This window comes from Pseudolysinimonas yzui (genome assembly GCF_014653215.1).
In the GTDB taxonomy this organism is placed as follows: Bacteria; Actinomycetota; Actinomycetes; order Actinomycetales; family Microbacteriaceae; genus Pseudolysinimonas_A; species Pseudolysinimonas_A yzui.
Genome location: NZ_BNAI01000002.1, coordinates 226,013 through 251,538, shown reverse-complemented (window position 1 = coordinate 251,538; position 25,526 = coordinate 226,013). Strand labels below are relative to the sequence as shown.

The following is a 25,526-nucleotide window of genomic DNA, read 5'->3' as shown; positions in this document are numbered from 1 at the left end:
CGCTCAACGGTCGTCGAGACCCCACGCCTGCCCGTAGCCGCCGTCGGCTTCGGGCTTCGCCATCAGCTCGAGGAACGGGGTCGCCGGGAACGCCTCCGGGCCGAGCACCCCGGTGCCGCTCCACACCCCCGTCGCGAGCAGCTCGAGCGCGATCACCGGGTTGAGGGCCGTCTGCCACACGACGCACTGGCTGTCGTACTCGGCCATCGTCCACTCGTTGTCGCTCACGTGGTACAGGTACACCTCGCGCGGCGTGCCGTCCTTCCCGGTGCCGGTGACCCACACCCCGGCGCAGGTCTTGCCGGTCATCCGCGGCCCGATGGATGCGGGGTCGGGCAGCGCGGCGGCGACGACATCCCGGGGCGCCACCTCGACGGGACCGTTCGCGCTGCGCACCCGGATCGGCTCGGTCGCGTCGAGATGCAGCTTGTGCAGCGTCTTCAGCACGCCGATGAACTCATCGCCCAGGCCGTACTTGAAGGTGACCCGCTTCGCGTCGACCCAGCGCGGCATGAGCAGCACCTCTTCGTGCTCGACGTTGACGCACTCGACCGGCCCGATGCCTTCGGGGAAGTCGAACACCTCCGGCTCCGAGAACGGCGGGGTGGTGAACCAGCCCCGGTCCTTCTCCCAGATCACCGGCGGGTTGAGGCACTCCTCGATCGTCGTCCAGATGCTGAACGACGGCGCGAAGATCTCCTCGCCGTTCTCGTCTTGCACGACCAGGTTCGCCCCGTCACGCACCCCGAGCTCGTCGATCGACGAGAACAGTTCGTCGGCCGCGTAGCGGGCGAAGACATCGGAGAGGCCCGGCTCGACGCCCATCCCGACGAGGGCGAGTCGGCCCGCGCTCTCCCAGTCGCCCGCCTGCCGGAACTGGTCGTCGCCCAGCTTCACTCCGGTGAGGGCGTACGGGTCGTCGGGATGCGGCTCCGACAGGCTCATCGCCATGTCGAGGTAGTCCGCCCCCGCGGCGAGCGCCCCGGCGAAGATCGTCGGCACGAACTTCGGCTCGACGGCGTTCATCACGTGCGTCGCGGCGTGTTCGCGGGCGACGGCGGCCACCGACTCGGGGTCGGACGCGTCGATCTTCGCCGCGACGAACCTCGCGCCCTGGTCGCCGTGCTTGGCGGTCACCGCGGCGATGGTGCGCTCCGCCCGGGAGACGTCGTAGTCGCTCACGACCATCGTTTCGAAGAAGTCGCGACGGGCGGCGATCTTCGCGATCGCGTCGCCCACGCCGCCGGCACCGACGAGCAGGATTCTCATGTGCCGACGCTAGCGTGTGCGCCGGTTCGCTCGCGATGGAGCTGCGGGGCGAAAACCGCCCAGGCGGCGAGGGCGACGGATGCCCCGAGCAGCGCGCCGCCGACCGTGTCGGTCACCCAGTGCGCCCCGAGGTAGGTGCGGCTCAGGGCCATGAGTACGACGTAGACGGCTCCGACGACGGCGAGCCACCAGCGGCCGAGCACCACCACGAGAAGCACCGCCAGGGTCGCGGCGTTCGCGACGTGCCCCGAGGGGTAGGCGCCGTTGTCGAGTTCGAGCAGGATGTCGGCGGGCCGCTCCCGCCCGAAGAGCGCTTTCAGCACCTGCACCAGACCGGCGCTCAGCGCCGAGGCCGCGATGAAGACGAGCGCTGCCCACGGACGCCGCACGATCAGGAAGACCCCCGCGACCGCGAGCGGCACCAGCCAGACCGCGAACCAGCCGCCGCCGAGGAAATCGAAGACCCGCGACACCGCTTCCCATCCCGGGCCGCGCATCTCGAGGACCTCCTCCATCCACTGGCCGTCGATCTCGTCGGCGATCGCCTGGACGCGCACCAGCAGGCCGAGCAGCACGACGGTGACGGCCCCCGCGCCCGCCGCGATCCCGCCGATCCGGCGCCACGGGAGGCCACGGCCGACGGCGGGAGACTTCATCCCGCCACGGTAGCCCGCAACTCAGTGGGCGGCGACCGCGAGCTCCGCCGATTCGTCGTCGATGCGCCGCGCGCGCAACGGCCGCACGACGATCCACAGCAACAGGGTGGCGAGTGTGAGCGCGCCCGCCATCACGAGACCCATGGGGATCGCGCTCTCGGTGCCGAAGATGCCGATGAGGGGTGCCGAGAGGCTCGCCACGCCGAAGTTGATCGCCCCGAGGAGTGCGGCGGCGGTACCGGCCTCCGCACCGTGCGGGGCGAGCGCCGTCACCTGGATGCACGGGAAGCTCAAACCGGCGCAGCTGAGGAAGACGAAGGTGCCCACCACGACCGGCCCCAGTCCCAGGTCGAGGGCCGCTGCCGCCGCCGCGGTGACGCCGGCGAGGGCCATGATCGGCAACGAGACGGCGAGGATGCGGGCGGGCGCGAAGCGGCGCATGAGCCGAGACGCGACCTGCGACGACAGGGCGAGGCCGATCGAGTTGACCGCGAAGAGGATGCCGTACTGCTGGGCGTCGAAGCCGTAGACATCCTGGAACAGGAACGACGACGCCGACAGATAGGCGAACAGGCCCGAGAACATGAGGCCCGCGATGAGCGCCACCCCGATGAACACCCGGTCGGAGAGCACCGCGCGGTAACGCTGCGCCATCGTGCTGTGACCGCGCACCCGTCGACGCTCGGGCGGGAGGGTTTCGGTGATGAGCGTCGAGGCGAGCACGAGCACGAGCACGCCATACGCGGCGAGCGCGAGGAAGAGCCCGCGCCAGTCGAGCAGCACGAGCAACTGCGACCCGATCACCGGGGCCAGGATCGGCGCGAGGCTGGTGACGAGCGCGAGGCGCGACAGCATCCGCACCAGGGGTTGCCCGCCGAACAGGTCGCGCACGGTCGCCATCGCCACGACGCCACCCCCGGAGGCACCCACCCCCTGCAGCACCCGGAAGACGAGCAGCCAGGTGATGTCGGGCGAGAACGCCACCCCCAGGCTCGCCCCGACGTGCACGGTCGTGGCGAGGATCAACGGCAGTCGCCGCCCGACGGTGTCGCTCCACGGGCCGACGACCAACTGACCCAACCCGAACCCGATCATCGTCGCGGTCAGCGTGAGCTGGATCAGCGTCTCCGACCCGGCGAACTCCTCGGCGACCACCGGGAAGGCCGGCAGGTAGAGGTCGATCGTGAACGGCCCGAGCGCGACGAGGGCGCCGAGCACGACCACGTAGAGCACGCGGGAGGAGCGCGACAGGGCGTCGCCCGGATGGGTCAGAGTCGTCATGGGATGCGTTTCTGGGTGGCGGCGGAGCGGGGCGCCGGCTCCCTCGGCGACGTATCCCGCCTCGACCCTAGCGCGCGGCGAGGTCGCTCTGCAGGCTGTTGCCGGCCCGCACCGGGGCAGGTGCCGAAGTGACGGCGTGAAGCCGACCGCTCAGTCGGCGGCGCGCGCCTCTTCGACCCCGCGCAGCGCCATCGGCAGACCAAGGGCGAGCATCGTCCCGATATTGGTGTACCGGGTGTCGAGGCCCACGCCCTGTCGCAGGTCATCCCCATGCAGGATGACCAGGGTCGCCGCATCGCCCTCGAGGTCGAGCAGAAAGTACCGGTTGATGGTCGGAATGCCGGCCGTTGCGAGCGCGTCGATGAGATCGTCGGTCAGCGTGTTGAACAACACGCTGGCCCCGGGCTGGGGGTTGTATGCGGCGATCGACTCACCGGTTTCGGCGATCCAGATGTCGGTCGCCAGCAGCCCCGGCAGCCTCTCCTGCATCTCGCCGACCAGCTTCTCGAGACGTGCGACATCGACGTTCACTGCCGCACCCGTTGGCGCGTCGCTCGACTTCACAGCGAAACGATAGGGGACTCATCGTTGCCGGTCGAGAGGGTCGACCCGAACTGGGGGTAGGCCGCCGAGGCTAGTTCGGGATGCCGGGAATCGTCGCGAACGCCCGCACCGGAAACGTGCCGAAGCCACGCACCGCGGGCGGGGCGGCGGTGAATCGGGCGCCGTGCGCGGGCAGGTCGCCGAGTCGCGTCAGGTGCTCGACGACGTGGATTCCGGCGGCGAGCAGGCCGGTGTGAGCGGGCCGCTCACCGCCCGACTCGGTGTCGTCGATGTTGAGCGAGTCGATGCCGACGAGCGTGACCCCCTGCTCCACGAGGTACTCGACCGCTGCCGGCTCGAGGAACGGCGCCCCGTGCAGATACTCCGGGGTGCCGAAGTGCCGATCCCACCCGGTGTGCAACAGCACCGCGCGTCCACGCACCTCGCGATCGAGGAAGACGCCGACCGGGATGCCGCGGGTCGCCAGATCGGTGAGGTGGAACACCTCGGCCGGAAGGTCGACGAGGGTCGCCAGGTCGAGACCCGCGAGGTCGGCGCCGTCGCCGTACCGGTGGAACGGGGAGTCGAGGTAGGTGCCGGTGTTGCCGATCATCGTGATGACGTCCATCGCGAACTCGGTGCCCGCCGCATACTTCGCCCGCGAATCCTCACGGGTCAGGAACGGGGTGACGACGGGAGCCGGAAGCCCCGGGTAGGTGATCAGCCCCTCGTGGATGATGTGGCTGAGATCCACGATGCGGCCCGGCGCCTCGGCGGCCGGCTTCTCGATGCCCCGCGATCCCTTGTGGGGCTCCTCGACGATCGCGAGTCCGTCGATCGTCACGGAGTCGACCATCGCGAGGCCGAGGTGGCGCACGAAGAGCCGCCCGACCTCTTCGGACGACTCGGCGCCGGTCGGCAGGTCGAGACGGAAGCCCTCGGCGGTGAGACCCCCACCGTTGGCGAACGTCACCCGGGCATCGAAGTGGGCACGGAACTCAGACAACGGCTTTCTCCTTGCGGGTGACGAGGGTGATGACGAGGGCGACGACCGCGAGGATCGCCGGGATCAGCAGGTTGGCGCCGGCGAGCACGACGAGCCCGCCGACGAGCACGACCGAGACCACCGCCATCCACCAGCCGACGGTGAAGCGGTCGAGCAGGCGCACGGCGGCGACCATGCCGAGCAGGTAGACGGCGACCATCGACGAGGTGTGGATGAGCACGAACACCTCGAGGTCGAGATCGAACGCGAAACGGATGGCGGTGTAGCCCAGGCAGAGCACGGCCGTGAGCAGCAGCCCGCGCCGCGGCACCTCGCCGCCTGCGGCGCCGGGGGCGAACCAGCGCGGAAGGTCGCCGTCGCGACCGAGCGACGCGGCGAGGTTGCCGAACGCCGGGATGTAGACGTTGAGCACCCCGAGTACGACGATCACCGCGATGCCGGCGACGACCGCCGGGCCGAACCCGGGCAGGGTCACGGCGACGAGGTCGATGAGCGGCACGAGGCTGCTGCCGCCCCGGGCTCCCGACACCATCACCGTCGCGACCTGGAGGGCGAGGTACGCGGCCCCGACCACGACGACCGCGATCGCCGTGGCGAGCGGCAGCGTACGGCGGGGGTTGCGGAACTCGCTCGCCCAGTGCGTGATCGCCTCCCACCCGGCGAACGCCCAGACGAAGAGGCTGATCGCCAGGCCGACGCCCGCCCAGCCGTGGGGCAGGAACGGCTCGAGGTTCGCGGGGTCGGCCGCGGGCGCGGCGCTCGCGACCACGAGCACGACGACGACCACGAGCAGTGCGCTCAAGCCCAGTTGCACGCCGCTGCTGACCCGCAGCCCGATCCAGGCCAGGCCGATCGCGAGGAGCAGGAAGGCGGCACCGACCACGCCGATCCACTCGCGGGTCAGCCCGACGACGGCCGCGAGATACTCGCCGCCGAGCGTCGCGACGACGGGCGCGCCGAACCCGCAGCCGAAGAAGAACCAGTAGCCGGTCATCCGGGCGGCGGTCGGGCCGAGCGCGAGCCGCACGAACGTCGCCACCCCACCCGCGTCGGGGAACCGCGCGGCGAGCGCGGCGAAGGTGCCGGCGAGCGGGATCGAGATCACGAACACGATCGCGACCGCGAGGATCGAGGCCGGCCCCGCGACATCGGCGGCGAGGCCGGGCAGCACGAGGATGCCGGTGCCGAGCACGGCGGCGATGTAGAGGGCGGATGCCGACGGCAGCCCGATCCGCCCTTGGTGTGTCACCTGTCCAGTCTGGCGGGGAGGGACTGACATCGGCGCGCGAGATTCGGCCATCTCGTCGGGGCTAGAGGCTCCTGGTCTGGATGAGTTCGGCGTAGCGGCGGCCGGAGTCCTTCACGATGCGCTCCTGGGTGTCGTAGTCGACCCGCACGATGCCGAAACGCTTCGAGTAGCCGTAGCCCCACTCGAAGTTGTCCATCAGCGACCACACCAGATAGCCGCGCACGTCGACGCCGGCCTCGCGGGCACGGATCGTCGCGGCGAGGTGCCGCTCGATGAAGTCCTGTCGCGCGGAGTCGCGCACCCGGCCGTCGACGACGACGTCGGGGAAGGCGGCACCGTTCTCGGTGATGAGCAGCGGGGTGCCGGGGTAGTCGCGGGCGAGGCGCAGCAACAGCTCTTCGAGGGCATCCGGGGCGATGTTCCAGCCCATATCGGTCTGCGGACCGGGCTGCGGCAGGAACTCGACGTGCTCGCTTCCGGGCCACGGCGAACCGCTCGCGGCCCCGTGCCCGTCGTTGCCGACGCGCGGCGAACGCCCGTCCCACTCCTTCACCGTGACCGTCGAGTAGTAGTTGACGCCGAGCACGTCGATGGGGGCGGCGATCTTCGCCAGGTCGCCGTCGCGCACGAACGCCCAGTCGGTGACGCCGGCGGTGTCGAGCAGCAGGTCGTCGGGGTAGTCGCCTCGCAGGATGGGTTCGGTGAACGATCGGTTGGCGAGCGCGTCGATGCGGCGCACCGCCTCCTCGGCGTCGTCGGAGCCCGGACGCGGCACATGGAAGTTGAGCGTCGCCGACACCTCGGGCGAGTTGCGGGCGGCCCGGCGGATCTCGGGCACGGCGAGCCCGTGCGCGAGGTTCAGGTGGTGCATCGCGGCGAGCGCCGCGGCGCCGTTCGTCCGACCCGGGGCGTGCGCGCCCGCCCCGTAGCCGAGGAACGCTGAGCACCACGGCTCGTTGAGCGTCGTCCACATCGCGACGCGGTCACCGAGCACCTCGACGGTGCGCGCCGCGTACTCGGCGAAGCGTTCCGCGGTGTCGCGCGCCGGCCAGCCGCCGGCATCCTCGAGCTCTTGCGGCAGATCCCAGTGGTAGAGGGTCGCCACCGGGCGGATGCCGCGGGCGAGCAGACCGTCGACGAGCCGGCTGTAGAAGGCGACGCCCTTGGCGTTGAGGGAGCCCCGCGCTCCGGGCTGCACCCGCGGCCAGGAGATGGAGAACCGGTAGGCCTCGAGACCGAGCGACTGCATCAGGTCGAGGTCGGCATCCAGGCGGTTGTAGTGGTCGGCCGCGACGTCACCGGTGTCGCCGTTCCAGGTGCGGCCCGGGGTGTGGCTGAAGGTGTCCCAGATCGACGGGCCGCGGCCATCCTCGTGGGCGGCCCCCTCGATCTGGTACGCCGCCGTGGCGGCACCCAGCAGGAAGTCCTTCGGGATGACGCCCATGCCGGTCACAGGGCGTCGAGCGCCGTCACCAGATCGTCGATGAGGTCGCCGACATCCTCGATGCCGACCGAGAGCCGCACGACCGAGTCGGGGATCTCGAGCTCGGTGCCGCGCACCGATGCGTGGGTCATCTCCGAGGGGTAGCAGACGAGCGACTCGACGCCGCCGAGCGACTCCGCCAGCTGGAACAGCCTCGTCGACTCGGCGAACCGACGCGCGGTGGGGCCGTCGGCGAGCTGCACCGAGATCATGCCGCCGAACGCGCTCATCTGAGCCGCGGCGAGGTCGTGACCGGGATGATCGGGAAGGCCGGGGTAGTACACGGCGGTGAGTTTCGGATGCCCCACCAGGCGTTCGGCGATCGTCGAAGCGTTCGCCGAGTGGCGATCCATCCGCACCGCGAGCGTCTTGATGCCGCGGATGGTGAGCCAGGCATCCATCGGGCCGGAGACCGCACCGACGCCGAACTGCAGGAACTCGACCTTCTCGACCAGGCTCTGCCCGCCGACCTCGGTCGCGTCGCGCAGGATGAGCGCACCGCCGAGCACGTCGCTGTGACCCCCGAGGTACTTCGTCGTGGAGTGCACGACGACGTCCGCCCCGAGATCGAGCGGCTGCTGCAGGTACGGCGTCGCGAAGGTGTTGTCGACGACGACGATCGCGCCCACCTCGTGCGCGATGGCGACGACCGCGGCGATGTCGGTGATCTTCATCAGCGGGTTGCTCGGCGTCTCGACCCAGACGACCTTGGTCGCGTCGGGACGGATCGCCGCGCGCACCGCATCCAGGTTGCTCATGTCGACCGTGGAGAGCGACGCGCCCCACGGCACGAACACCCGGCTCACCAGCCGGTGGGTGCCGCCGTAGACGTCGTTGCCCATCAGCACATGCGCGCCCGGAGTGAGGATCGCCCGCAGCAGGGTGTCTTCCGCGGCGAGCCCCGACGCGAAACTGAACGCCCGGTCGCCACCCTCGAGGCTGGCGAGGAGGGTCTCGAGCGCCGTGCGGGTCGGGTTGCCGCCCCGGGCGTACTCGTAGCCGTTGCGGAAGCCGCCGATGCCGTCCTGCACGAAGGTCGTCGTGAAGTAGACCGGCGGGATGACCGAGCCGGTCGTCGGGTCGAAGTCCTGCCCCGCGCGGATCGCGCGCGTGGAGAACCGGTGGGTTGCGTCGTTCATGGTGGGGGTGTCCTAGGCGCCGAGGAAGGTGAGCAGGTCGTGCCGGGTCAGAACGCCGGCGGGTTTGCCGTCGTCCACCACGAGCAACGCGTCGACCGTCGCCAGGGATTCCCGCGCCGCTTCGACCGACTCGTTGACGCCGATCAGTTTCAGCGGCGGCGAGACGAAGGCCTCGAGGGAGTCGGTGAGCTGAGCGCGCCCGGAGAAGACGGCATCCACGAGCGCCTTCTCGTCGATCGACCCCATCACCTCGCCCATCACGACCGGCGGTTCGGCGGTGAGCACCGGCATCTGCGAGATGTCGTAGCGCCGCATCTTGTCGATCGTGTGGCGCACGGTGTCGCTCGGGTGCACGTGGATGAGGTCGGGCAGGTCGCCCTCCTTCGCCCCGACGACGTCGGCGACGGTCGCGCCCGACTCGGCGGGCAGGAAGCCATAGGAGCGCATCCACTTGTCGTTGAAGACCTTGCCGAGGTAGCCGCGCCCGCCGTCGGGCAGCAGCACGACGACGACGACGTCGGCGGGGAGGTCTTTCGCGGCCTTGAGGGCGGCGCTCACCGCGAGTCCCGAGGAGCCGCCGACGAGCAGGCCCTCCTCGCGGGCGAGGCGGCGGGTGATCTCGAAGGATTCGGCATCGCTCGACGCGATGATCTCGTCGACGACGCTCGGGTCGTACGCGGTCGGCCAGAAGTCCTCGCCGACGCCCTCGACCAGGTACGGGCGGCCGGTGCCGCCGGAGTACACGGATCCCTCGGGGTCGGCCCCGATCACCTTGATGTCGGGGTTCTGCTCTTTGAGGTACTTGCCGGCGCCCGAGATGGTGCCGCCGGTGCCGACGCCGGCCACGTAGTGGGTGACCTTGCCGTCGGTGTCGCGCCAGATCTCCGGCCCGGTCGTCTCGTAGTGGCTGAGCGGCCCGTTCGGGTTGGAGTACTGGTCGGGCTTGAACGCGCCGGGGATCTCCGTCACCAGCCGGTCGGAGACGGAGTAGTAGGAGTCGGGGCTCTCGGGGGCGACGCTCGTCGGAGTGACGACGATCTCGGCACCGTAGGCGAGCAGCACGTTGCGCTTGTCTTCGCCGACCTTGTCGGGCAGCACGAAGACGCAACGGTAGCCGCGCTGCTGGGCGACGAGGGCGAGGCCGATGCCGGTGTTGCCCGACGTCGGCTCGACGATCGTGCCGCCGGGCGCCAGCTTGCCCTCACGCTCGGCCGCGTCGATGATGCGCGCCGCGATGCGGTCTTTACTCGACCCGCCCGGGTTGAGGTACTCGATCTTGGCGAGGATCGTCGCCTGGATGCCGTCCGTCACGCTGTTGAGCTTGACGAGCGGCGTGTTGCCGACGAGGTCGAGCACCGTCTCCGCGTACTTCATCCCTCGATCCTACGGGCGCGGGTTCTCGTGTTACCGAGGGCGCCGCGTCAGCCGACCGGGAGGGAGACCGGCGGAGGCTCGCCCGCATCGCGCAGGGCCTGGGCGACGAGCTGGTGCCGGGCGTCGATCGCCTGGCCCATGTCGCGGGCGAGGTCGGGATGCGAGCGCACCAGTTCGTCGATGACCGCCAGCGGCACGAACAGCACGGCGAGGTCGACGAGGGCGACGACCTCGGCGCCGGCGACCTGCCGGGTGAGCGCGGTGACCCCGAGCACGTCGTCGCGCCCCAGCTTGCCGACCGGGAGCATCGCGCCGCGAGAGGCGGGCACCGAGAGCTCGACGTTGCCACTGATGATGATCCGCACGCCGTCGGGAACGGTGTCCGCGCGTTGCACGATCTCGCCCTCGCCGTACTGCTGGAGGCACGCCCCCCGTTCGACGAGCGCCAGGGCCTCGGGAACGCTGAGGTAGAACCGCGGAGCGAGCCGCGTCAGGTGCTCGCGGGTGCGCTGCGGGGTCGCGAAGTTGTCGGTGAGGTCGCGGTCGAGGTGCAAGCCGGCCCGACGTGCGGCGTACCAGAGCCGCTTGCGGAACAGGCCGAGCGACATGTACCGGCGGGCCGGTGAGGTGAGAGCGAAGTTGATCTCGTACTTCGACTTGCCGAGCGGGATGGCGTACGGCGTCTCGTCGGGATGGCGTTCGGGCAGTCCCGACGCGACCTCGACGAGGACGTCGATCACCAGCTGCGGCGGATCGTCGGTCGCGAAGCGCACGATGTCGGAGGCCTCGAACGGGGACGTCGCCTGCGAGAGGTTCGTGAACGACGCACCCGACAGGGTCGAGTTCGGGATGACGAGAATGCCGTTGCTGGTGTCGAGGTGCGTCGCCCGCCAGTTCACCGCGATGACACGACCGCGACCGTCGGGGGTGACGATGTAGTCGCCGATTTCGAACGGCTGCTCGAACAGCAGGAAGAGCCCCGAGAGCACCGAGCCGACGGCGTTCTGCAGCGCGAGGCCGATGACGATCGACCCGATGCCGAGTGCCGTGAAAAACCCGCCGATGTCGGCGTTCCAGATCCAGCCGAACAGCACGGCGAGGCAGATGGCGATGAGCAGCACGCGCGCGATGTCGACGAAGATCGACGGGAGGCGGTTGCGCCAGGTGCCCTGCTTCGCGGTGACGAAGATCGCCAGGTTGAGCCCGTTGAGCAGCACCAGGATGAGCACGAAGCCGAACGCGGTGGCCGCCACCTTCGGCCAGGTGAACTCTGCGTTCCCCGCCTCCTGCGGGATCTGCGTGAACAGGATGATGATCGCCCCGAGCGGTGCGAGCACGTTGCGGATGAGCAGCACGATGCGCGTGCCCGGTGAGTCACGTCGCACCATCGCGGTGTGCACTTCGCCGAGCACGAGCAGAACGATCGGCAGCCCGACGATCACCGAGACGGCCGGCCAGAACCAGGGTTCGGCGGCGATGTCGGCGAGGATCTCGATCATCGGTTCATCTCGGTCGTCGCTTAGAGCTCGGCGGCGGCCGGGTCGATGCGCCAGACCCGCTGCCAGCCCGAAGCGGTCTCGACGACACCCGCGTCGCCGTAGGGAAGGGCATCCGGGATCTTGTCGACGACCCGTTGGGTGAGGAACACGCCCGACTCGGTCGCTCCGCCTTGCAGCCGGAAGGCCAGACTCACGGCGTCGCCCCACAGGTCGTAGACCATCGACGAGCGCCCGACGAGTCCGCTCGTGACGGTGCCGGTGTCGATCCCGACGCGCACGTGGATGTCGGCGCCCTGCTGGGCGCCGAAACGCTCGACGATGCGCGCGATGTCGAGCGAGAACGAGACGGCGCGACGGGCGTTGTCGACGCGGGGGATGGTGAGTCCGCAGCTGGCGAGATACCCGGCGCGCGTGCTGCGCACCCGCTCCACGCCGTGCTGTTCGGCGGCGTCGTCGAACGCGCGGAAGATCTCGTTGAGCAGGTCGAGGGCCTTCTCGGAGTCGAGACCCCGGCCGTACTCCTCGAAGCCGACGACGTCGGCGAACAGCACGGTCACCTCCTGGTGATCCTGCACGATCGTGCGGGCGCCCTCGCGATACCGCTTCGCGATGCTCTCGGGCATGAGGGTGCGCAGCAGACGCTCGTTCTCGACGCGTTGCTCCTCGAGCAGGGCGTTCTTGAGTTCGAGGCTGCGGCTCATCTCATTGAACGCCGCGGCGACGTCGGCGAGTTCGTCGCTCTCGCCCGCCTCCACCTGCACGCCGCTCTCGCCCGCGGCGATGCGGCGGGCGGCATCCCGCAGCCGGTAGAGCGGACGCACCGCGAAGCCCGCGATGAACACCGACACGAGCGACACGATGGCGACGAGGATGGCGGACGAGATGGCGAGTCGACTCGTGAAGTCGGAGACCGGCGCGAGCGCTTCGTCGGCGTCGATCTCGGCGATGATCGCCCACTGGAATCCCGCGGGCTTGACGGGGGCGTATGCCGCGATCGACCGATCCCCGAGGTAGTTTGCTGAGGTCTCGACCCCCGACCGGCCGTCAAGCGCGAGCTCAGCGGCCTTGGTGTCGACCCGCTGGATGAGCATCGTCTGCCCGGTCTCGACGGCGCGCTCGGCATCCTCGAGCTGCAGGCCGGCGCTGGTCGCGGCGGTGAGATAGCCTCCCGGGTCCTCAGCCAGATCCCGCGACAGCGATCGCATCGTTCCGTCCCGACCGACGAGGTAGGCCTCCCCGGTTTCGCCGAGACCGCTGTTCTCCCAGTCGCCTCCGCCCGTCATGATCGCGTCGATGCGTTCGGACGGCAGCCGCACACCGATCGCCCCGACGATCGCGTCGTTGCTCGCAATCGGCGCAACCGCCCATCCGGTCGGAGCATCGAGCGCGGGCGCGTACTTCTCGAAGTCGGCGAAGGTCACCGCATCGAGGCGGTTGCCCGACATCGCTTGCTGGAACGCCAGGGCGAGGTTGGTGTAGCTGTAGGGCCCGTCGACGAGGTCGGCGCCGAGGTCGACATCCTTGTTGACCGTGTAGACGACCTGACCCGAGGTTGAGATGAGCACGAGGCCGGGGTAGTCCGACAGGTTGGCGAGCCGGCGCAGGTAGTCGTGGTGCTCGGCGTGCGCCGCCGACCACGCGCTGCCGTCGCCGGCGTCGTCGACGGCGGAGGCATCCTCGCCGCCCTTGACCGTGTAGTGGTACAGCAGGTAGCGGGCCGACGCCGAGTCGGGGATGAAGCTCGAGGCGTCGTTCTCTTCGCCACTGGCCTCGTTGAGCCGCGGCCCGAAGTCGTCGGTGAAGTAGGCGACCAGCTCGGCCTCCTGCTCCGGGGTCAGCACCGGGGCGGGCTCGCCCCCGGCTGCGGCGACGGCGTCATCGGCGATCGCCGCGCTGTCGAGCTCGGCGACGCCGGCCGAGAACGCGAGCTCGGCATCCACGACGGCGCTGTCGCGGCTGGCCAGCAGCAGCGAGGCCTCGATCGAGTCGAAGAGGTTGAGGATCTCGCGGGCCCGGGAGTCGCGCACCTCGGTGAGACGATCTTCGGCGGCCTCGGTGAGGGACTCGGTGCCGTTGATGTAGCCGATCACGCCGACCACGACATTCGACCCGACGCTGACCAGCAACAGCATGAGCAGCAGCAGCGACTTGATGCTCAGCGAATGACGACGGCGCACCCGCGTGGCGACATGGTCGCCGTGCGCATCATCGACCGTCACCGCAGGCCTCCTGGGGGCATGAGTAAGCGCTCTTCACGAGAGTTTCCCCACTTTAGCGGCTGGCGCGTTCAGCGCATCCTCTGCCGGATCGGGGATGATGAGGGGACACGTCCACTTTCTTCCAGGAGCGCGCATGGCCACGCCCCCCGATCGTCCCGATCAACCCACCATCAAGGAGCAGCGCGCCCAGAAGCGCGCCGCCCAGTTGGAGGCCTTCAAGAAGAAGGAGGCGGCGGCGAAGCGCAACCGCCTGCTCGGGATCATCGCGGCCGTCGTCGCCCTCGTGCTGGTGGTCGGCACGGTCGCCACCGTGCTCGTGCTGAACTCCATCCCCTCGCAGCGAGAGGTCATCAGCGGCGACTACGAGGATCGGCTGCAGCTCTACCCCGACCTCGACGCGACCCACACCGACACCCGGGTGAGCTACGACCAGTCACCGCCCGTCGGCGGCCCGCACAACCCGGCCTGGCTCAACTGCGGCGTCTACGACGAGGAACAGCAGAACGAGAACGTCGTGCACACCCTCGAGCACGGTGCGGTGTGGATCGCGTACGACCCCGCGACGACGACCGACGACGAGATCGCGGCGCTGATCGCACTCGCCCCCGACACGTACACCGTCATCTCGCCCTATGAGGGGCTCGGCGACGCGAAGGCGATCTCGGCCTGGGGCGCCCAGCGGCTCTTCACCGAGGTCGACGACCCGGCGGTCGAGGACTTCCTCAACGAGTTCTGGCGCTCTCCGAGCTCTCCCGAGCCCAACGCGTCCTGCACCGGAGGGGTCGACGGCCCCGGCCGGGTCTCGTGACGTGATGACCCGCGGACGCGTCGTCGCCGTCATCCTGGCGGCGGTGCTCCTGATCGCGGGCGCGTTCGCGCTGGGTCGGGTGGCGGCCGGCACCGCGCCGACCCCGACGACCGACAGCGCCGCCGCCGGCTTCCTGCGCGACATGCAGGTGCACCACGCCCAGGCGGTCGAGATGGCGCTGCTCGTGCGCGACCGCACCGACGACGAGACGGTGCGCACGATCGCCTACGACATGGCCGTCACGCAGGCGGGCCAGTCGGGGGCGATGTACGGACTGCTCGACGCCTGGGACCTGCCGCAGCGCTCAGCACAGCGGGCGATGGCCTGGACCGAGTTGCCCGCCCTCGACGGCTCGGACAGCGGTCACCAGATGGACCCCGACGCCCCCGGGGGGATGCCGGGACTCGCGACCGACGCCGAGGTCGCCGAACTGGAAGCCGCGACCGGCGACGCCGCCGTGCGGTTGTTCCTGAAGCTCATGATCGCCCACCACGAAGGGGGGGTCGAGATGGCGGACGCCGTTCTCGCGCGCACCGACGTGCCGCAGGTGGTCACTCTCGCGGAGGGGATCCGGCGGGCCCAGCAGGCCGAGATCGACGCGATGACGCAGCTGCTCGCGGCCCTTCCTCCGGAGTGACGCCGGTCTCCATCGCGTCGGCTAGCTGTTCCGCGAAGAGTCGCGCGTAGACGCCTCCGGCGGCGAGCAACTCGGCGTGCGTGCCGCGCTCGACGATGCGGCCCGCCTCGACGACGAAGATCACGTCGGCGGCGACCACCGTCGAGAGCCGATGGGCGATCGCCAGGGTCGTGCGACCTCGCGAGGCATCGTCGAGGGCGCGCTGCACGATGCGCTCCGAGACGGTGTCGAGTGAACTGGTCGCCTCGTCGAGGATGAGCACCGCCGGATCCTTGAGCAGCACCCGCGCGATCGCGACGCGCTGCTTCTCGCCCCCCGAGAGGCGGTAGCCGCGTTCGCCGACGACGGTGGCGTACCCCTCGGGGAACGAGGCGATGGTGTCATGGATGTTCGCGGCGCGCGCCGCCGCCTCGAGTTCGCCGTCGGTGGCATCCGGTTTGGCGTACCGCAGGTTCTCGGCGATCGTCGCGTGGAAGAGGTAGGTCTCCTGGCTGACGATGCCGATCGCATCGATGAGCGACGCGTGGCGGAGCCGGCGCACGTCCTCGCCCGCGAACAGCACGCGACCGTCGGTGACTTCGTGCAGCCGCGGCACCAGGTACGACACCGTCGTCTTGCCTGCACCCGACGGCCCGACGAATGCGGCGTAGGTGCCCGGCTCCAGCTCGAACGAGATGCCCTTCAGCGTCGCGGGGGCATCACCCGTCTGATCGGGATAGCGGAACACGACGTTCTCGAACGCGACCGCCCCGAGCCGCCCCGCATCGACGGGCTCGGCGTCGTCGGCATCCCGAATCGCCGGCACCAGATCGAGATACTCGAAGATGCGGGCGAACAACGCCTGCGACGTCTGCAGATCGAGGGCCACCCGCAGCAGCCCCATGAGCGGCCACATGAGACGCGCCTGCACCGTCGTGAACGCGACGATCGTGCCGGCGGTGACCGGCACATCCTGGACGATCAGCCACGCCGCGACCAGGTAGATGACGGCGGGGATCACCGAGAGCACGACGTTCACGATCGCGAAGAACCACTGGCCGGTCATCGCCAATTGGATCTGCAGCTTGATCTGCCGACCGTTCTCGTCGCGGTACCGGGTGACCTCGGCCTCTTGCTGGTTGAACGCCTTCGCCAGCAACACCCCCGAGACGCTCAGCGTCTCCTGGGTGATCGCCGTCATGTCCGAGAGCGACTCCTGGGTCTTCGTCGCGATGCGCGCGCGGGCCTGCCCGACGCGTCGCTGCACGAACACCAGGATCGGCATCAGCACGACGGCGACGATCGTCATCTGCCACGAGAGCAGCAGCATCGCCACGACCGCGGCGATCACCGTGACGGTGTTGCCGACGACGCTCTGGATGGTGTTGCTCAGCACCCCCGCGACGCCGCCGACGTCGTTCTGCAGGCGCGACTGGATGATGCCCGTCTTGGTTCGGGTGAAGAAGCCGAGCTCCATCGCCTGGAGATGCGAGAACAGCCGCACCCGCAGCGCGCCCATGACGCTGTTGCCGATGCGGGCGGTGAGGAAGGTCTGCCCGACCCCGAGACCGGCCGAGGCGAACCAGGCGAGCAACATGAGGCCGACCAACTCGACGAGCACGGGAACGTCGGGGCGCCCTGAAGGCGGGAAGAGCCCCCGGTCGAAGGCCTGCTGGGTGAGCAGCGGCGGCAGCACTCCGAGGGCGGCGCTCGCCAGCACCAGCACGATCGTGATGACGAGGGTGCGGCGGTGGGGCCGGAACAGGTCACCGATGCGCTGGATCAGGTCCGGGATGCGCGGCGCCTCAGCGTTGAGTTGACGCTGCGCCTGCGCATCCCTGCCCCCCACGTGGGAACCGCCGACACGCGGGACCCCCGGAGGTGCCGCCCCCCGGTTTCCCATGCTCACCGGGGAAGCCTACGCGACCGTCCCCCCGCCCCACTGGGGCGCTTGTCGCCGCCGAGCCGCGCATGGTGGACAGATTCGCGCTCCCGCAAGTAGCCTCGTGGCGACTGCACCACCCCGTTGGTTCGAGCGCTGGGAGTCATCCCGACGGGTACCCGATGCTGCTGTCGCAGATCACGTACCGCCGCGTCGCCAGACCTCACCATCCCTGGTCGGACGCATCCGCAGGAGACCAGTGCCGCATCCCGCCTTCCCTGACGTGCGTCGTCGGGTCGTCGCCGCTCTCGCGGCGGGCGACCCCACCGCCGCTGTGGAGGCTGTGCGCCCGGGAGCCCGGGCCCTCGCGGTGGAGCACGGCGCCGACTTTCGTGCCCTGATCGCCGAACTGCCGGAGTCGGCGTGGCACGCCGACTCCGCGATCGCGAGCGCGATGGGCGCGAGCTACCGCGCCGCCGGGTCGCCGCGCGGATCCTCGGCGATCGGCTACTTCCGCGCGGCCGAGGCGGGGTTCGTCGCCGCCGGCCCCGAGGCCGACCCGGATCGGGTGACCGTGTGGCTCGGACACGCGGCGGCCCTACGTGTGCTCGGGCGCCTCGATTCCGCGCAGCAATTCGTGCAACGGGCCCGCGACCTCGACGTTCCCGGCAGCACCCTCTCCCTGTCGGTTCGGGTCGAGTTGGGCGCCCGCTGCATGCTCGAGAGCGGGATGCTCAATCTCCACCTCGGCAACCTGGACACCGCCCGGAGCCAACTCGAGTACGCGAACGGCCTCGCCGCCGAACACCTCACCCGCGCGGAGCGCATCGAGGGTCTCGGCGGCCTCGCCCTCGTCGAGTACGTCCAAGCCGGCATCGACGCCGCGGCCCGCCACAGCGCCGAAGCCCGAGCGCTCGCCGCCGGCACCAGCCTCCTGCAAACCGGCTTCGGCGCCCCGGCGATCCTGGCCGAGGCGCTGGTCGCCATAGACCGGCACGATCTCGACGCCGCCGCCGCGGTCGAGGCCGAGATGCTCGAGGCGGCGAGCCACACCGACTGGGAGCCGTTCTCGTCCATCGCCGCCGGTTACCTGCGGCTCGCGGGACGCCGACTGCCCGAGGGCCTCGACTTCCTGCAACGCGCCCAACGCGGCTACCGCACCTGGACCCCGCCCGGACTCGGGCTCTCGGTCGGCGAACTCATGCGTGCATCGCTGCTGATGCACCTCGACCAAGGCGACGAGGCGTGGGCGATTCTGCGCGACCTGCCGGCCTATGAGCACCACATCCTGTGCCCGGCCCGGGTCGTCGCCCAGCTGCGGCTGCGCCACGGCGACCTGCGGGGCGCCGCCCAGGCCCTCGAGGGCTGCGAGCAGATCGCCGCGGACCACTCGCAGCGCACCCTGGTCGACGTGCGCATGCTTCGCGCCGCGATCGAGTTCGAGCGCGCCGACCTCGCGCTCTCCGACGTCATGTTCGATCGCGCGCTCGTCGCGATGGCGTCGAGCGGTTCACGGGCACCCCTGCGCCTGGTCCCACCCGGGACGCTCGCCGGCCTCACCGCGCGCGCCCTCACCCGCGACCACGGCGACGAGGTGACGCGCATCCTCACCCGGATCGCCGAGGCCACCGACGGTCACGCCCGACTCATCGAGCCGCTCAGCCACCGCGAGCTCCTCGTGCTCGCCGAGGTCGAGAAGGGTTCGACCGTCGTGAGCATCGCGACCACGCTGTTCATCTCTCCGAACACGGTGAAGACCCACCTCCGGCGGCTTTACCGCAAACTCGGTGTCACGACCCGGGCCGACGCCATCCGCAAAGCCAAGTCCCTCGGACTGGGGCGCGCTGTCACCCGCGATTCACCCGAGTAGACAGATCGGTCGCTCAGGGCGGGATGCTTTGATGTGACCGTTGCATGCGGGCGCCGTCCCTGATCCCGGCGCCCGGTTCGACACGGGTGGGGCCGAATGGCTGGTTACCGGAGGCCTCACCCCCCGCACCTGGAACACGAAGAAGGCGCCGCCCCTTTCGGAGCGGCGCCTTCTCTCGTGAAACGGGTGACTACTTGAGGGTCACCGTGGCGCCGGCGCCCTCGAGAGCGGCCTTGGCCTTCTCGGCGGCGTCCTTGTTGACACCCTCGAGCACGTTGCTCGGGGCGCCGTCGACGAGGGCCTTCGCCTCGCCCAGCCCGAGGCTGGTGAGGGTGCGCACCTCCTTGATGACGGCGATCTTGCCGGCACCGGCGGACTCGAGGACGACGTCGAACGAGTCCTTCTCCTCCTCGGCTTCGGCAGCGCCACCGGCACCACCGGCGGCCGGGGCGGCAGCGACGGCGACGGGGGCGGCGGCGGTGACCTCGAAGGTCTCCTCGAACTTCTTGACGAACTCGCTGAGCTCGATCAGCGTCAGGTCCTTGAACGCCTCGAGAAGGTCGTCAGTGCTGAGCTTGGCCATTCTTTACTCCTTAGTTGGTTTCCTGCTTGGCGCGCAGCGCGTCGACCGTACGAACGGCCTTCGCGAGCGGTGCGTTGAACATGTAGGCGGCTCCGAACAGCGAGGCCTTCATGGCGCCAGCCAGCTTCGCCAGCAGCACCTCCCGGCTTTCGAGATCGGCGAGCTTGCCCACCTCGGCCGACGTCAGCGGGTTGCCATCGAAATAGCCCCCCTTGACGACCAGCAGAGGGTTCGCCTTGGAGAAGTCACGCAGCGCCTTCGCGGCGGCGACGGTGTCGCCGTGCACGAAAGCGATCGCAGACGGACCAGCGAGCTGGTCGTCGAACGAGCTGATGCCAGCCTCGTTCGCCGCGATCTGGGTGAGCGTGTTCTTCACCACGGCATAGCTCGCGTGGTCACGGAGGTTCGCGCGAAGCTCCTTGAGCTGCGCAACCGTGAGCCCGCGGTACTCGGTGAGCACGATCGCGTTCGAGCTGCGGAATTTCTCCGCGAGCTCGGCGACAGTGGCTTCCTTGTTCGCCATGGCGTTCCGTTCTTTTGTGTATGAGTGACGGTCGGAGACCCACGAAAAAAGCTCCGGCGCAGACGCACGGAGCTTCGGATCCCAGAAAGGACAGTCACTTCACACACCTGCGCAGGCTCTTCCTTGCGGAAGCTTCGTCCCTCGCGAGCGAGAGAAACCGGCGGTCTACGGCCTCGTGAAGGATACGCGACGGATGCCGTTACAGCAAGGCGGCGTTCAATCGGCCGGCGGGGGCGGCGTCTTCTTCTTGCGCGGGGCGGGCTTCTTCGGCGCCGCCTCGGGCTCCTCGGGCGCCGCCTCGGGCTCCTCGGGCACCGTCTCGGGCTCCTCGGGCACCGTCTCGGCGGCGACGGGCGCGACTTCGATGTCAGCGACCTGCTGAGCATCGGCGTCGGGCTCGGCGTCGGCATCCGGCTTCTTCGCCCGCAGCCCCGGCAACACCAGGGCGACGACGATGATGACGAGGAGCAGCAGCACCACGGCGATCGCGAACCCGACGCCCGTGCCCGGATCGCCGCCCGCCCCTGCAGCACCGCCGGCGGGCGGCAGCAACGCGACGTCGTCGATCGGCACCGGAGTGGTGAGGCCCGTCGTGCCCGGAACGAGCGGGGTGAGGGTTCCGTCGGCGGCGAGCGCGAGCCACGCCGCACTGTCGAGATCGTGGACGAGCGATGATCCGTCGGCCACCGCCGAGAGCGCGGTCGCGAGATCGGCATCGGCTTCGAACAAGGCGAGTTCGGGGCGCGCGGTAGCCGGATTGATCCAGATGGTCGCGAGACCGACGGGCGCATCGGCGATCGTGATCGGAACGACCCACTCATTGAGCAGATCGAGAGGATGTTCGGTGTCCTCGCCTTCACGCAGCTCTGCGCTCCAGACGTGAACCCGCTCGATCACGCCGGTCTTCGTCGTCTCGTCGAAGTCGATGCCGTCACCATCGGCATCGACGCCGTAGACGTCGTTGAGCTGCGCGACCAGCGAGCCGTCGGTGACGTACGCGGCCACCTCGGAGGGCACGGAGCCTTCCGCTCGCGCGAGGGACGCAGGAGCCAAGACGAGCAGAGCGGCGAAGGCAACCGCGAGCACGCTGCGGAAACGGGTCATCCGAGGGCGGCTTTCGAGAGGGGACCGGGACGACTCATGTTCTCATTGCTCAGGGCGCGCGAGCGGGAGGCGCACGACGAATCGGGCTCCTGCCGAATCGCTCTCCAGGGCCACCGAACCGCGGTGCGCCTCGACGACGGCGGCGACGATCGCGAGGCCGAGACCGGTGCTGCCGGTCCCCCGGGAGCGCGACCCGTCGCCGCGCGCGAAGCGTTCGAACAGCACGGGCCGCAGGGCTGCCGGGATGCCGGGGCCGTCGTCGGCGACCGTCAGCACCGCGTCGTCCCCGGCCCTGACCAGACTCACCGTGACGACGGTTCCCGCAGGGGTGTGCACGCGGGCGTTCGCCAGCAGGTTGGCGACCACCTGATGCAGCCGATTCGCGTCGCCGGTGACGACCAGCGGATCCTCCCCGGTCTCGATCCTCCAGTCGTGCTCCGGCGACGCGGCGTGCGCGTCTGAGACGGCGTCGGCGATCAGCGGCACGAGGTCGACTGTGCCGTGCGCGAGCTCCTGCCCGGCGTCGAGCCGGGCGAGCAGCAGCAGCTCCTCGACGAGGGAGGTCATGCGCACCGACTCCGACTCGATGCGGGCGAGCGCATAGACGATGTCGTCCGGCAGCTCGAGCCCCGAGCGCCGCGTCAGCTCGGAGTACCCGCGGATCGATGCGAGCGGGGTGCGCAGTTCGTGGCTCGCATCGGCGACGAACTGGCGCACCTTCTCTTCGCTGTCCTGACGGGCGCGCAGCGACGACTCGACGTGCTCGAGCATGCGGTTGAACGCGGCACCGACCTGACCGACCTCGGTGCGCGGGTCGGAGTCGGGCACCCGCTCGGCGAGCGCGACCTGACCGCGGGCGAGCGGCAGTTCGGCGACCCGGCGTGCCGTCGCCGTGACCCGGTCGAGCGGGCGCAGCGCGACCCGCACGACCTGGGTGCCGGCGAGGGCGGCGACGACCAGCGCGGCCAGGGTCACGAGGGCGAAGATGAGGGCCAGGTTGCTGGTCGTCGCGGTGACCTCGGCCGTCGGCAGACCCGCGATGGCCACGTCATCCCGCCCGGGCAGTTCGCGCGCGCCCACCCGGAACTCGCCGAGCTCGCCGAGGTCGACGGTCATCGGCTGCTGCCCCAGATCGAGCGCGCGCAACTGGGCGATCTGGGCATCGGTGAGCTCGACGTCGACCCCGCTCTCGGTGACGTATTCGGCGCGCACCACGACGCCGTCCCGGGTGCGGAGCACGAGGGTTCCGATGCGGTTCCCGGGTTGGTCGCCCTCCGCCTGCGGCGCGCCCTGCAGCGGTCCCGCGGCGCGGGACGCGGCATCCATCACCTGCTCGTCGAGCCGAGCCATCAGCGTCTGCCGCAACGCGACGACGCTCGACACCCCGACGACGACGCTCACCACCGCCAGCAGGCCGACGATCCCGACCACCAGCCGGCGGCGCAGCGACCACGAGCCGCGCGCGGCCACCGTCACGCCGCCGGTTCGGGAGCCGACGGCTTGATCGTGTAGCCCACGCCGCGCACCGTGTGGATCATCGCGTCGCGCCCCTCGTCGATCTTCTTGCGCAGGTACGAGATGTAGATCTCGACGATGCTCGACCGGCCGCCGAAGTCGTAACTCCACACCCGGTCGAGGATCTGCGCCTTGCTCAGCACGCGCCGCGGGTTGCGCATCAGGTAGCGCAGCAACTCGAACTCGGTCGCGGTGAGCGCGATCGGCTCACCGGCCCGCTCCACCTCGTAGGTCTCCTCGTTGAGCACGAGGTCACCCACCCGGATCTCGGGGCCGGTCGCCGCCGAGACGATGCGCGCGCTCCGCCGCAGCAGGCCGCGCAGTCGGGCGATGACCTCGTCGAGCGAGAACGGCTTGGTGACATAGTCGTCACCGCCGGCCGTGAGCCCCGCGACGCGGTCGTCGACGGCATCCTTCGCGGTGAGGAAGAGCACGGGGGCATCGCTCCCGGCGGCGCGCACCCGCTGCAGCACCTGCACGCCGTCGAGGTCGGGCAACATGATGTCGAGCACGATGACATCCGGTGAGAAGGTGCGGGCCAGGGCGAGAGCATCCTGGCCGTTCGCGGCGGTCTGAACGTCCCAGCCCTCGTAGCGCAGCGCCATCCGCAACAGGTCGCCGAGCGAGGCCTCGTCGTCGACGACGAGAGCGCGCACCGGCGAACCGTCGGGGCGGGTCAGGCGAACAGAGGCGACGGGCGTGAGGGTGGGCATGCTCTCCAGTCTGGCGTCGATCCTATGAATCGTCTGAGCCGCGCCTTGGTGCCTGCCAGGAATCGCCTCGGGCGCGTCAGTCACCCGGGCGCGTCAGGGCCCCGGATGTCTGCTCCGTCCCGCAGACTGGACGGGTGACGATCGCGCAGCCGACTCTCCCGCTCTGGGACGAGCCGCCGCGCACGCACCGCGACCGGATCGTCGCCGACCAGACCGATCGGATCGGGTGGCTCAAGGCTCGGGCCCGTGGTGTCACGGCGACCGATGTCGCCCGGCTCACGAGCGAACGCGCGGTGAAGGCGCTCGCGATGGAGAAGCTGCTCGGCTCACGGTTCGGGGGCAACGCCTACACCGAGCACGGGCGGCTGCGCGAACCGGCGATCGGCCGCTGGGCGGGCAACGTCTACGGGATGCGAGCCTCGAGCGCGTTGTTCCACGCCGACGGCAACCGCGACCACCTCGCCACCCCCGACGGGCTCCGCGAAGTCGACGGTCGCGTCGAGCTGTGCGAGATCAAGACGACGTCCCACGCGTGGCGCGGCATCCCCCGCAACTACCTGCGGCAGGTGTGGTGGCAGCAGTACGTCTTAGGCGCTGAGCGAACGCTCGTCGTCTGGGAGCGACACGAGGAGTTCGTTCCCATCTCGAGCGAACCCGAATGCCGTTGGGTCGACCGCGACGACGCCGAGATCGGCCGCCTCATCGTGCTCGCCGACGACCTGCTGCGGGCGATGCGCCGCGAGCGCTGACCGCCGCTCGAAGGTCAGCGCGATCCCGTAGACGGCCACCCAGGCGATTCCGAGCGTCGTCGCGACGAACTCGAGTCGGCTGCCGAGGTTGGCGTAGAAGTCGAACACCGACATCAGCCCCCCGGTGGCGGCGATGACGGCGACCGAGACGGCGGCGATCAGCGAGAACCGCCGGATGGCGCGGTGGCCGACCGCGAAGGCGCACTGCAGCATCGTCCAGGCCGCGAGCGCGAATGCGAGGGTCGCGGCGCTGACGTGCCCGAGATCCTGCCACGACAGCCCCGGGCCGAACTGCGGCACGGGACAGCCGCTCGTGCACGGCACCTGCGAGGCGACGAGGAACAGCGCACTCGCCGCCCCAAGGGTCACCGACGGCGGCCACGAGCGCAGCACGGGAATGCGAGAACGGATGCGGCGGCCGGCCCAGGCGACCGCGAACCCGCCCGCCACGAGCAGCAGCAGTGCCCGCTCGAACCACGCCGCGGTCGGCTCCCCGTCGGCGCCGAGTTCGCTCACGTACAGGTCGCGCGGCACGCCGAGGCGGGCCACCCAGATGATGACGAGCGAGGCGAGCACGAGCACCGTGCCCGCCGCGGCGGCGAAGCGGTCGAGCATCCTCGGCGTCAGCCCTTCGGGGCCGGGAGAGGCCAGCGGTCGCGGCGGGACACCCAGATCACGGCGGCGCCGACACCGCCGATGACCGCGGCGATGAGCACGACGTAGAACGCGACCGAGACGTAGCCCTGCGCCGACGTGTCGGGGTTGAGGAACGGGTACGGGTACCAGCCGCCCACGTAGTCGGGGTTGAGCACGGCTTGGGTCGGATCGTCGACGAAGGGGCCGCGGATCATCGTGTAGACCGCCCAGACGATCGGGAAGATCACGATCACCCAGATGTGCACCCAGTCCAGCTTGCGGCGACCGGGGGCGAACAGCCAGTCGAGCACGACGAGGACCGGGCCGATGACGTGCACGATCTCGTTCGACCAGCCGAGGGTCGCCCCCTCGCTCACCTCGACACCGCGCAGCAGGGTGTTGTAGACGATGCCGGTCGTCGCCATGTACGCGGTCACCGCCGCGCGGCCCACCCCGAACCAGAGCGGATCGGGGTCCGACGAACGGATGAGCAGGATCGCGCCGATGAGGAACACCGCGATCGTGAGCACGTTCGACTCGATCGTGAAGAAGCTGAAGAAGTTGACCGCGGGAACGCCGTTCTCGGCGATGCCGTGCTCGGCGCGGAAGTTCAGCGAGTGGATGTACTGCCCGATGATCGCGGCCGCGATCGCCGCCGCACCCGCCAAACGGAACGCGATGAAGAGAACCCGCATGTCGACCCCGACCTCCCGGAGCCGAACGCCCCGCTCGATGCTAGCGGAGCCAAGTTTCACGAGGCGATGACATCCACGTAACACCGGCGACTCATCGGCGGCGTTTACTAGGGG

22 protein-coding genes and 1 pseudogene are annotated in these 25,526 nt (G+C 70.1%); 4 read left to right on the top strand and 19 right to left on the bottom strand.

Features of this window, described 5'->3' with window-relative positions:
• Nucleotides 1-3 precede the first annotated feature (3 nt).
• From IE173_RS07040 to IE173_RS06990, 11 genes are all read right to left on the bottom strand, one after another.
• On the bottom strand, nt 4-1,269 hold the full coding sequence (locus tag IE173_RS07040) for a saccharopine dehydrogenase family protein (protein WP_191282752.1): 1,266 nt from the start codon (nt 1,267-1,269) through the stop codon (nt 4-6).
• Complete coding sequence (locus tag IE173_RS07035; RefSeq protein WP_191282751.1) at nt 1,266-1,925, bottom strand: phosphatase PAP2 family protein; 660 nt, start codon at nt 1,923-1,925, stop codon at nt 1,266-1,268. Before IE173_RS07035 ends, IE173_RS07040 begins: the two co-directional genes overlap by 4 nt.
• A 21-nt stretch (nt 1,926-1,946) precedes the next feature.
• Complete coding sequence (locus tag IE173_RS07030; protein WP_191282750.1) at nt 1,947-3,206, bottom strand: multidrug effflux MFS transporter; 1,260 nt, start codon at nt 3,204-3,206, stop codon at nt 1,947-1,949.
• 150 nt (nt 3,207-3,356) lie between these two features.
• Entirely contained in the window at nt 3,357-3,770 is a 414-nt protein-coding gene (locus IE173_RS07025; protein WP_191282749.1) for a hypothetical protein, read from the bottom strand.
• Nucleotides 3,771-3,840: 70 nt separating this feature from the next.
• Nucleotides 3,841-4,755: a cyclase family protein gene (locus tag IE173_RS07020; protein WP_191282748.1), complete on the bottom strand. Its 915-nt coding sequence runs from the start codon at nt 4,753-4,755 to the stop codon at nt 3,841-3,843.
• Nucleotides 4,748-6,004, bottom strand: a complete 1,257-nt coding sequence (locus tag IE173_RS07015; protein WP_229841957.1) for an APC family permease — start codon at nt 6,002-6,004, stop codon at nt 4,748-4,750. The genes IE173_RS07020 and IE173_RS07015 overlap by 8 nt, the downstream gene beginning before the upstream one ends.
• A 61-nt stretch (nt 6,005-6,065) precedes the next feature.
• On the bottom strand, nt 6,066-7,448 hold the full coding sequence (locus tag IE173_RS07010) for a GH1 family beta-glucosidase (RefSeq protein ID WP_191283031.1): 1,383 nt from the start codon (nt 7,446-7,448) through the stop codon (nt 6,066-6,068).
• A gap of 5 nt (nt 7,449-7,453) precedes the next feature.
• A complete protein-coding gene (locus tag IE173_RS07005; RefSeq protein WP_191282746.1) occupies nt 7,454-8,626 on the bottom strand; it encodes a cystathionine gamma-synthase in 1,173 nt (390 codons plus the stop codon).
• Between the two features lie 12 nt (nt 8,627-8,638).
• A complete protein-coding gene (locus IE173_RS07000; RefSeq protein ID WP_191282745.1) occupies nt 8,639-10,000 on the bottom strand; it encodes a cystathionine beta-synthase in 1,362 nt (453 codons plus the stop codon).
• 47 nt (nt 10,001-10,047) lie between these two features.
• Nucleotides 10,048-11,499 carry a mechanosensitive ion channel domain-containing protein gene (locus IE173_RS06995; RefSeq protein ID WP_191282744.1) on the bottom strand — a complete coding sequence of 484 codons (1,452 nt, stop codon included), beginning with the start codon at nt 11,497-11,499 and terminating at the stop codon, nt 10,048-10,050.
• A 20-nt stretch (nt 11,500-11,519) separates the two neighbouring features.
• On the bottom strand, nt 11,520-13,718 hold the full coding sequence (locus tag IE173_RS06990) for an adenylate/guanylate cyclase domain-containing protein (RefSeq protein ID WP_191282743.1): 2,199 nt from the start codon (nt 13,716-13,718) through the stop codon (nt 11,520-11,522).
• Nucleotides 13,719-13,851: 133 nt separating this feature from the next.
• On the opposite strand from IE173_RS06990, the gene IE173_RS06985 reads away from it, so the two are divergent.
• Entirely contained in the window at nt 13,852-14,526 is a 675-nt protein-coding gene (locus IE173_RS06985) for a DUF3105 domain-containing protein (protein ID WP_191282742.1), read from the top strand.
• A 4-nt stretch (nt 14,527-14,530) separates the two neighbouring features.
• Complete coding sequence (locus IE173_RS06980) at nt 14,531-15,163, top strand: DUF305 domain-containing protein (RefSeq protein ID WP_191282741.1); 633 nt, start codon at nt 14,531-14,533, stop codon at nt 15,161-15,163.
• Here IE173_RS06980 and IE173_RS06975 read toward each other — a convergent pair.
• A complete protein-coding gene (locus IE173_RS06975) occupies nt 15,078-17,045 on the bottom strand; it encodes an ABC transporter ATP-binding protein (RefSeq protein ID WP_191283030.1) in 1,968 nt (655 codons plus the stop codon). The two genes, IE173_RS06980 and IE173_RS06975, sit on opposite strands and share 86 nt — an antisense overlap.
• Nucleotides 17,046-17,283: 238 nt before the next feature.
• On the opposite strand from IE173_RS06975, the gene IE173_RS06970 reads away from it, so the two are divergent.
• Entirely contained in the window at nt 17,284-18,894 is a 1,611-nt protein-coding gene (locus IE173_RS06970; RefSeq protein ID WP_191282740.1) for a LuxR family transcriptional regulator, read from the top strand.
• Nucleotides 18,895-19,084: 190 nt separating this feature from the next.
• Here the strand turns inward: IE173_RS06970 and rplL are convergent, their stop codons facing one another.
• The 5 genes from rplL to IE173_RS06945 form a co-directional block, all read right to left on the bottom strand.
• Nucleotides 19,085-19,477, bottom strand: coding sequence for a 50S ribosomal protein L7/L12 (rplL, locus tag IE173_RS06965; protein ID WP_191282739.1), 393 nt, complete (start codon nt 19,475-19,477; stop codon nt 19,085-19,087).
• A 10-nt stretch (nt 19,478-19,487) separates the two neighbouring features.
• Nucleotides 19,488-20,000 carry a 50S ribosomal protein L10 gene (gene rplJ, locus IE173_RS06960; protein ID WP_191282738.1) on the bottom strand — a complete coding sequence of 171 codons (513 nt, stop codon included), beginning with the start codon at nt 19,998-20,000 and terminating at the stop codon, nt 19,488-19,490.
• 216 nt (nt 20,001-20,216) lie between these two features.
• A complete protein-coding gene (locus tag IE173_RS06955; protein WP_191282737.1) occupies nt 20,217-21,104 on the bottom strand; it encodes a hypothetical protein in 888 nt (295 codons plus the stop codon).
• 42 nt (nt 21,105-21,146) lie between these two features.
• On the bottom strand, nt 21,147-22,580 hold the full coding sequence (locus tag IE173_RS06950) for a sensor histidine kinase (RefSeq protein ID WP_229841956.1): 1,434 nt from the start codon (nt 22,578-22,580) through the stop codon (nt 21,147-21,149).
• Nucleotides 22,577-23,332 carry a response regulator transcription factor gene (locus IE173_RS06945; RefSeq protein ID WP_191282736.1) on the bottom strand — a complete coding sequence of 252 codons (756 nt, stop codon included), beginning with the start codon at nt 23,330-23,332 and terminating at the stop codon, nt 22,577-22,579. Before IE173_RS06945 ends, IE173_RS06950 begins: the two co-directional genes overlap by 4 nt.
• A 134-nt stretch (nt 23,333-23,466) precedes the next feature.
• On the opposite strand from IE173_RS06945, the gene IE173_RS06940 reads away from it, so the two are divergent.
• Entirely contained in the window at nt 23,467-24,081 is a 615-nt protein-coding gene (locus tag IE173_RS06940) for a YqaJ viral recombinase family protein (protein ID WP_229841955.1), read from the top strand.
• Nucleotides 24,082-24,114: 33 nt separating this feature from the next.
• Here IE173_RS06940 and IE173_RS06935 read toward each other — a convergent pair.
• Both IE173_RS06935 and IE173_RS06930 read right to left on the bottom strand, forming a co-directional pair.
• Nucleotides 24,115-24,696, bottom strand: a pseudogene (locus tag IE173_RS06935) (DUF998 domain-containing protein); the annotation flags it as partial.
• 8 nt (nt 24,697-24,704) lie between these two features.
• Nucleotides 24,705-25,412 (bottom strand): Pr6Pr family membrane protein, encoded by a 708-nt coding sequence (locus tag IE173_RS06930; RefSeq protein WP_191282735.1) that lies wholly within the window; start codon nt 25,410-25,412, stop codon nt 24,705-24,707.
• Between the last annotated feature and the right edge of the window lie 114 nt (nt 25,413-25,526).

What these genes read in the sequence shown, in the direction of transcription:
- IE173_RS07040 (WP_191282752.1), bottom strand. Translation starts at nt 1,269, where the DNA reads ATGAGAATCCTGCTCGTCGGTGCCGGCGGCGTGGGCGACGCGATCGCG.
- IE173_RS07035 (WP_191282751.1), bottom strand. Translation starts at nt 1,925, where the DNA reads ATGAAGTCTCCCGCCGTCGGCCGTGGCCTCCCGTGGCGCCGGATCGGC.
- IE173_RS07030 (WP_191282750.1), bottom strand. Translation starts at nt 3,206, where the DNA reads ATGACGACTCTGACCCATCCGGGCGACGCCCTGTCGCGCTCCTCCCGC.
- IE173_RS07010 (WP_191283031.1), bottom strand. Translation starts at nt 7,448, where the DNA reads ATGGGCGTCATCCCGAAGGACTTCCTGCTGGGTGCCGCCACGGCGGCG.
- IE173_RS07005 (WP_191282746.1), bottom strand. Translation starts at nt 8,626, where the DNA reads ATGAACGACGCAACCCACCGGTTCTCCACGCGCGCGATCCGCGCGGGG.
- IE173_RS07000 (WP_191282745.1), bottom strand. Translation starts at nt 10,000, where the DNA reads ATGAAGTACGCGGAGACGGTGCTCGACCTCGTCGGCAACACGCCGCTC.
- IE173_RS06995 (WP_191282744.1), bottom strand. Translation starts at nt 11,499, where the DNA reads ATGATCGAGATCCTCGCCGACATCGCCGCCGAACCCTGGTTCTGGCCG.
- IE173_RS06985 (WP_191282742.1), top strand. Translation starts at nt 13,852, where the DNA reads ATGGCCACGCCCCCCGATCGTCCCGATCAACCCACCATCAAGGAGCAG.
- IE173_RS06980 (WP_191282741.1), top strand. Translation starts at nt 14,531, where the DNA reads ATGACCCGCGGACGCGTCGTCGCCGTCATCCTGGCGGCGGTGCTCCTG.
- IE173_RS06975 (WP_191283030.1), bottom strand. Translation starts at nt 17,045, where the DNA reads ATGGGAAACCGGGGGGCGGCACCTCCGGGGGTCCCGCGTGTCGGCGGT.
- rplL (WP_191282739.1), bottom strand. Translation starts at nt 19,477, where the DNA reads ATGGCCAAGCTCAGCACTGACGACCTTCTCGAGGCGTTCAAGGACCTG.
- rplJ (WP_191282738.1), bottom strand. Translation starts at nt 20,000, where the DNA reads ATGGCGAACAAGGAAGCCACTGTCGCCGAGCTCGCGGAGAAATTCCGC.
- IE173_RS06955 (WP_191282737.1), bottom strand. Translation starts at nt 21,104, where the DNA reads ATGACCCGTTTCCGCAGCGTGCTCGCGGTTGCCTTCGCCGCTCTGCTC.
- IE173_RS06945 (WP_191282736.1), bottom strand. Translation starts at nt 23,332, where the DNA reads ATGCCCACCCTCACGCCCGTCGCCTCTGTTCGCCTGACCCGCCCCGAC.
- IE173_RS06930 (WP_191282735.1), bottom strand. Translation starts at nt 25,412, where the DNA reads ATGCGGGTTCTCTTCATCGCGTTCCGTTTGGCGGGTGCGGCGGCGATC.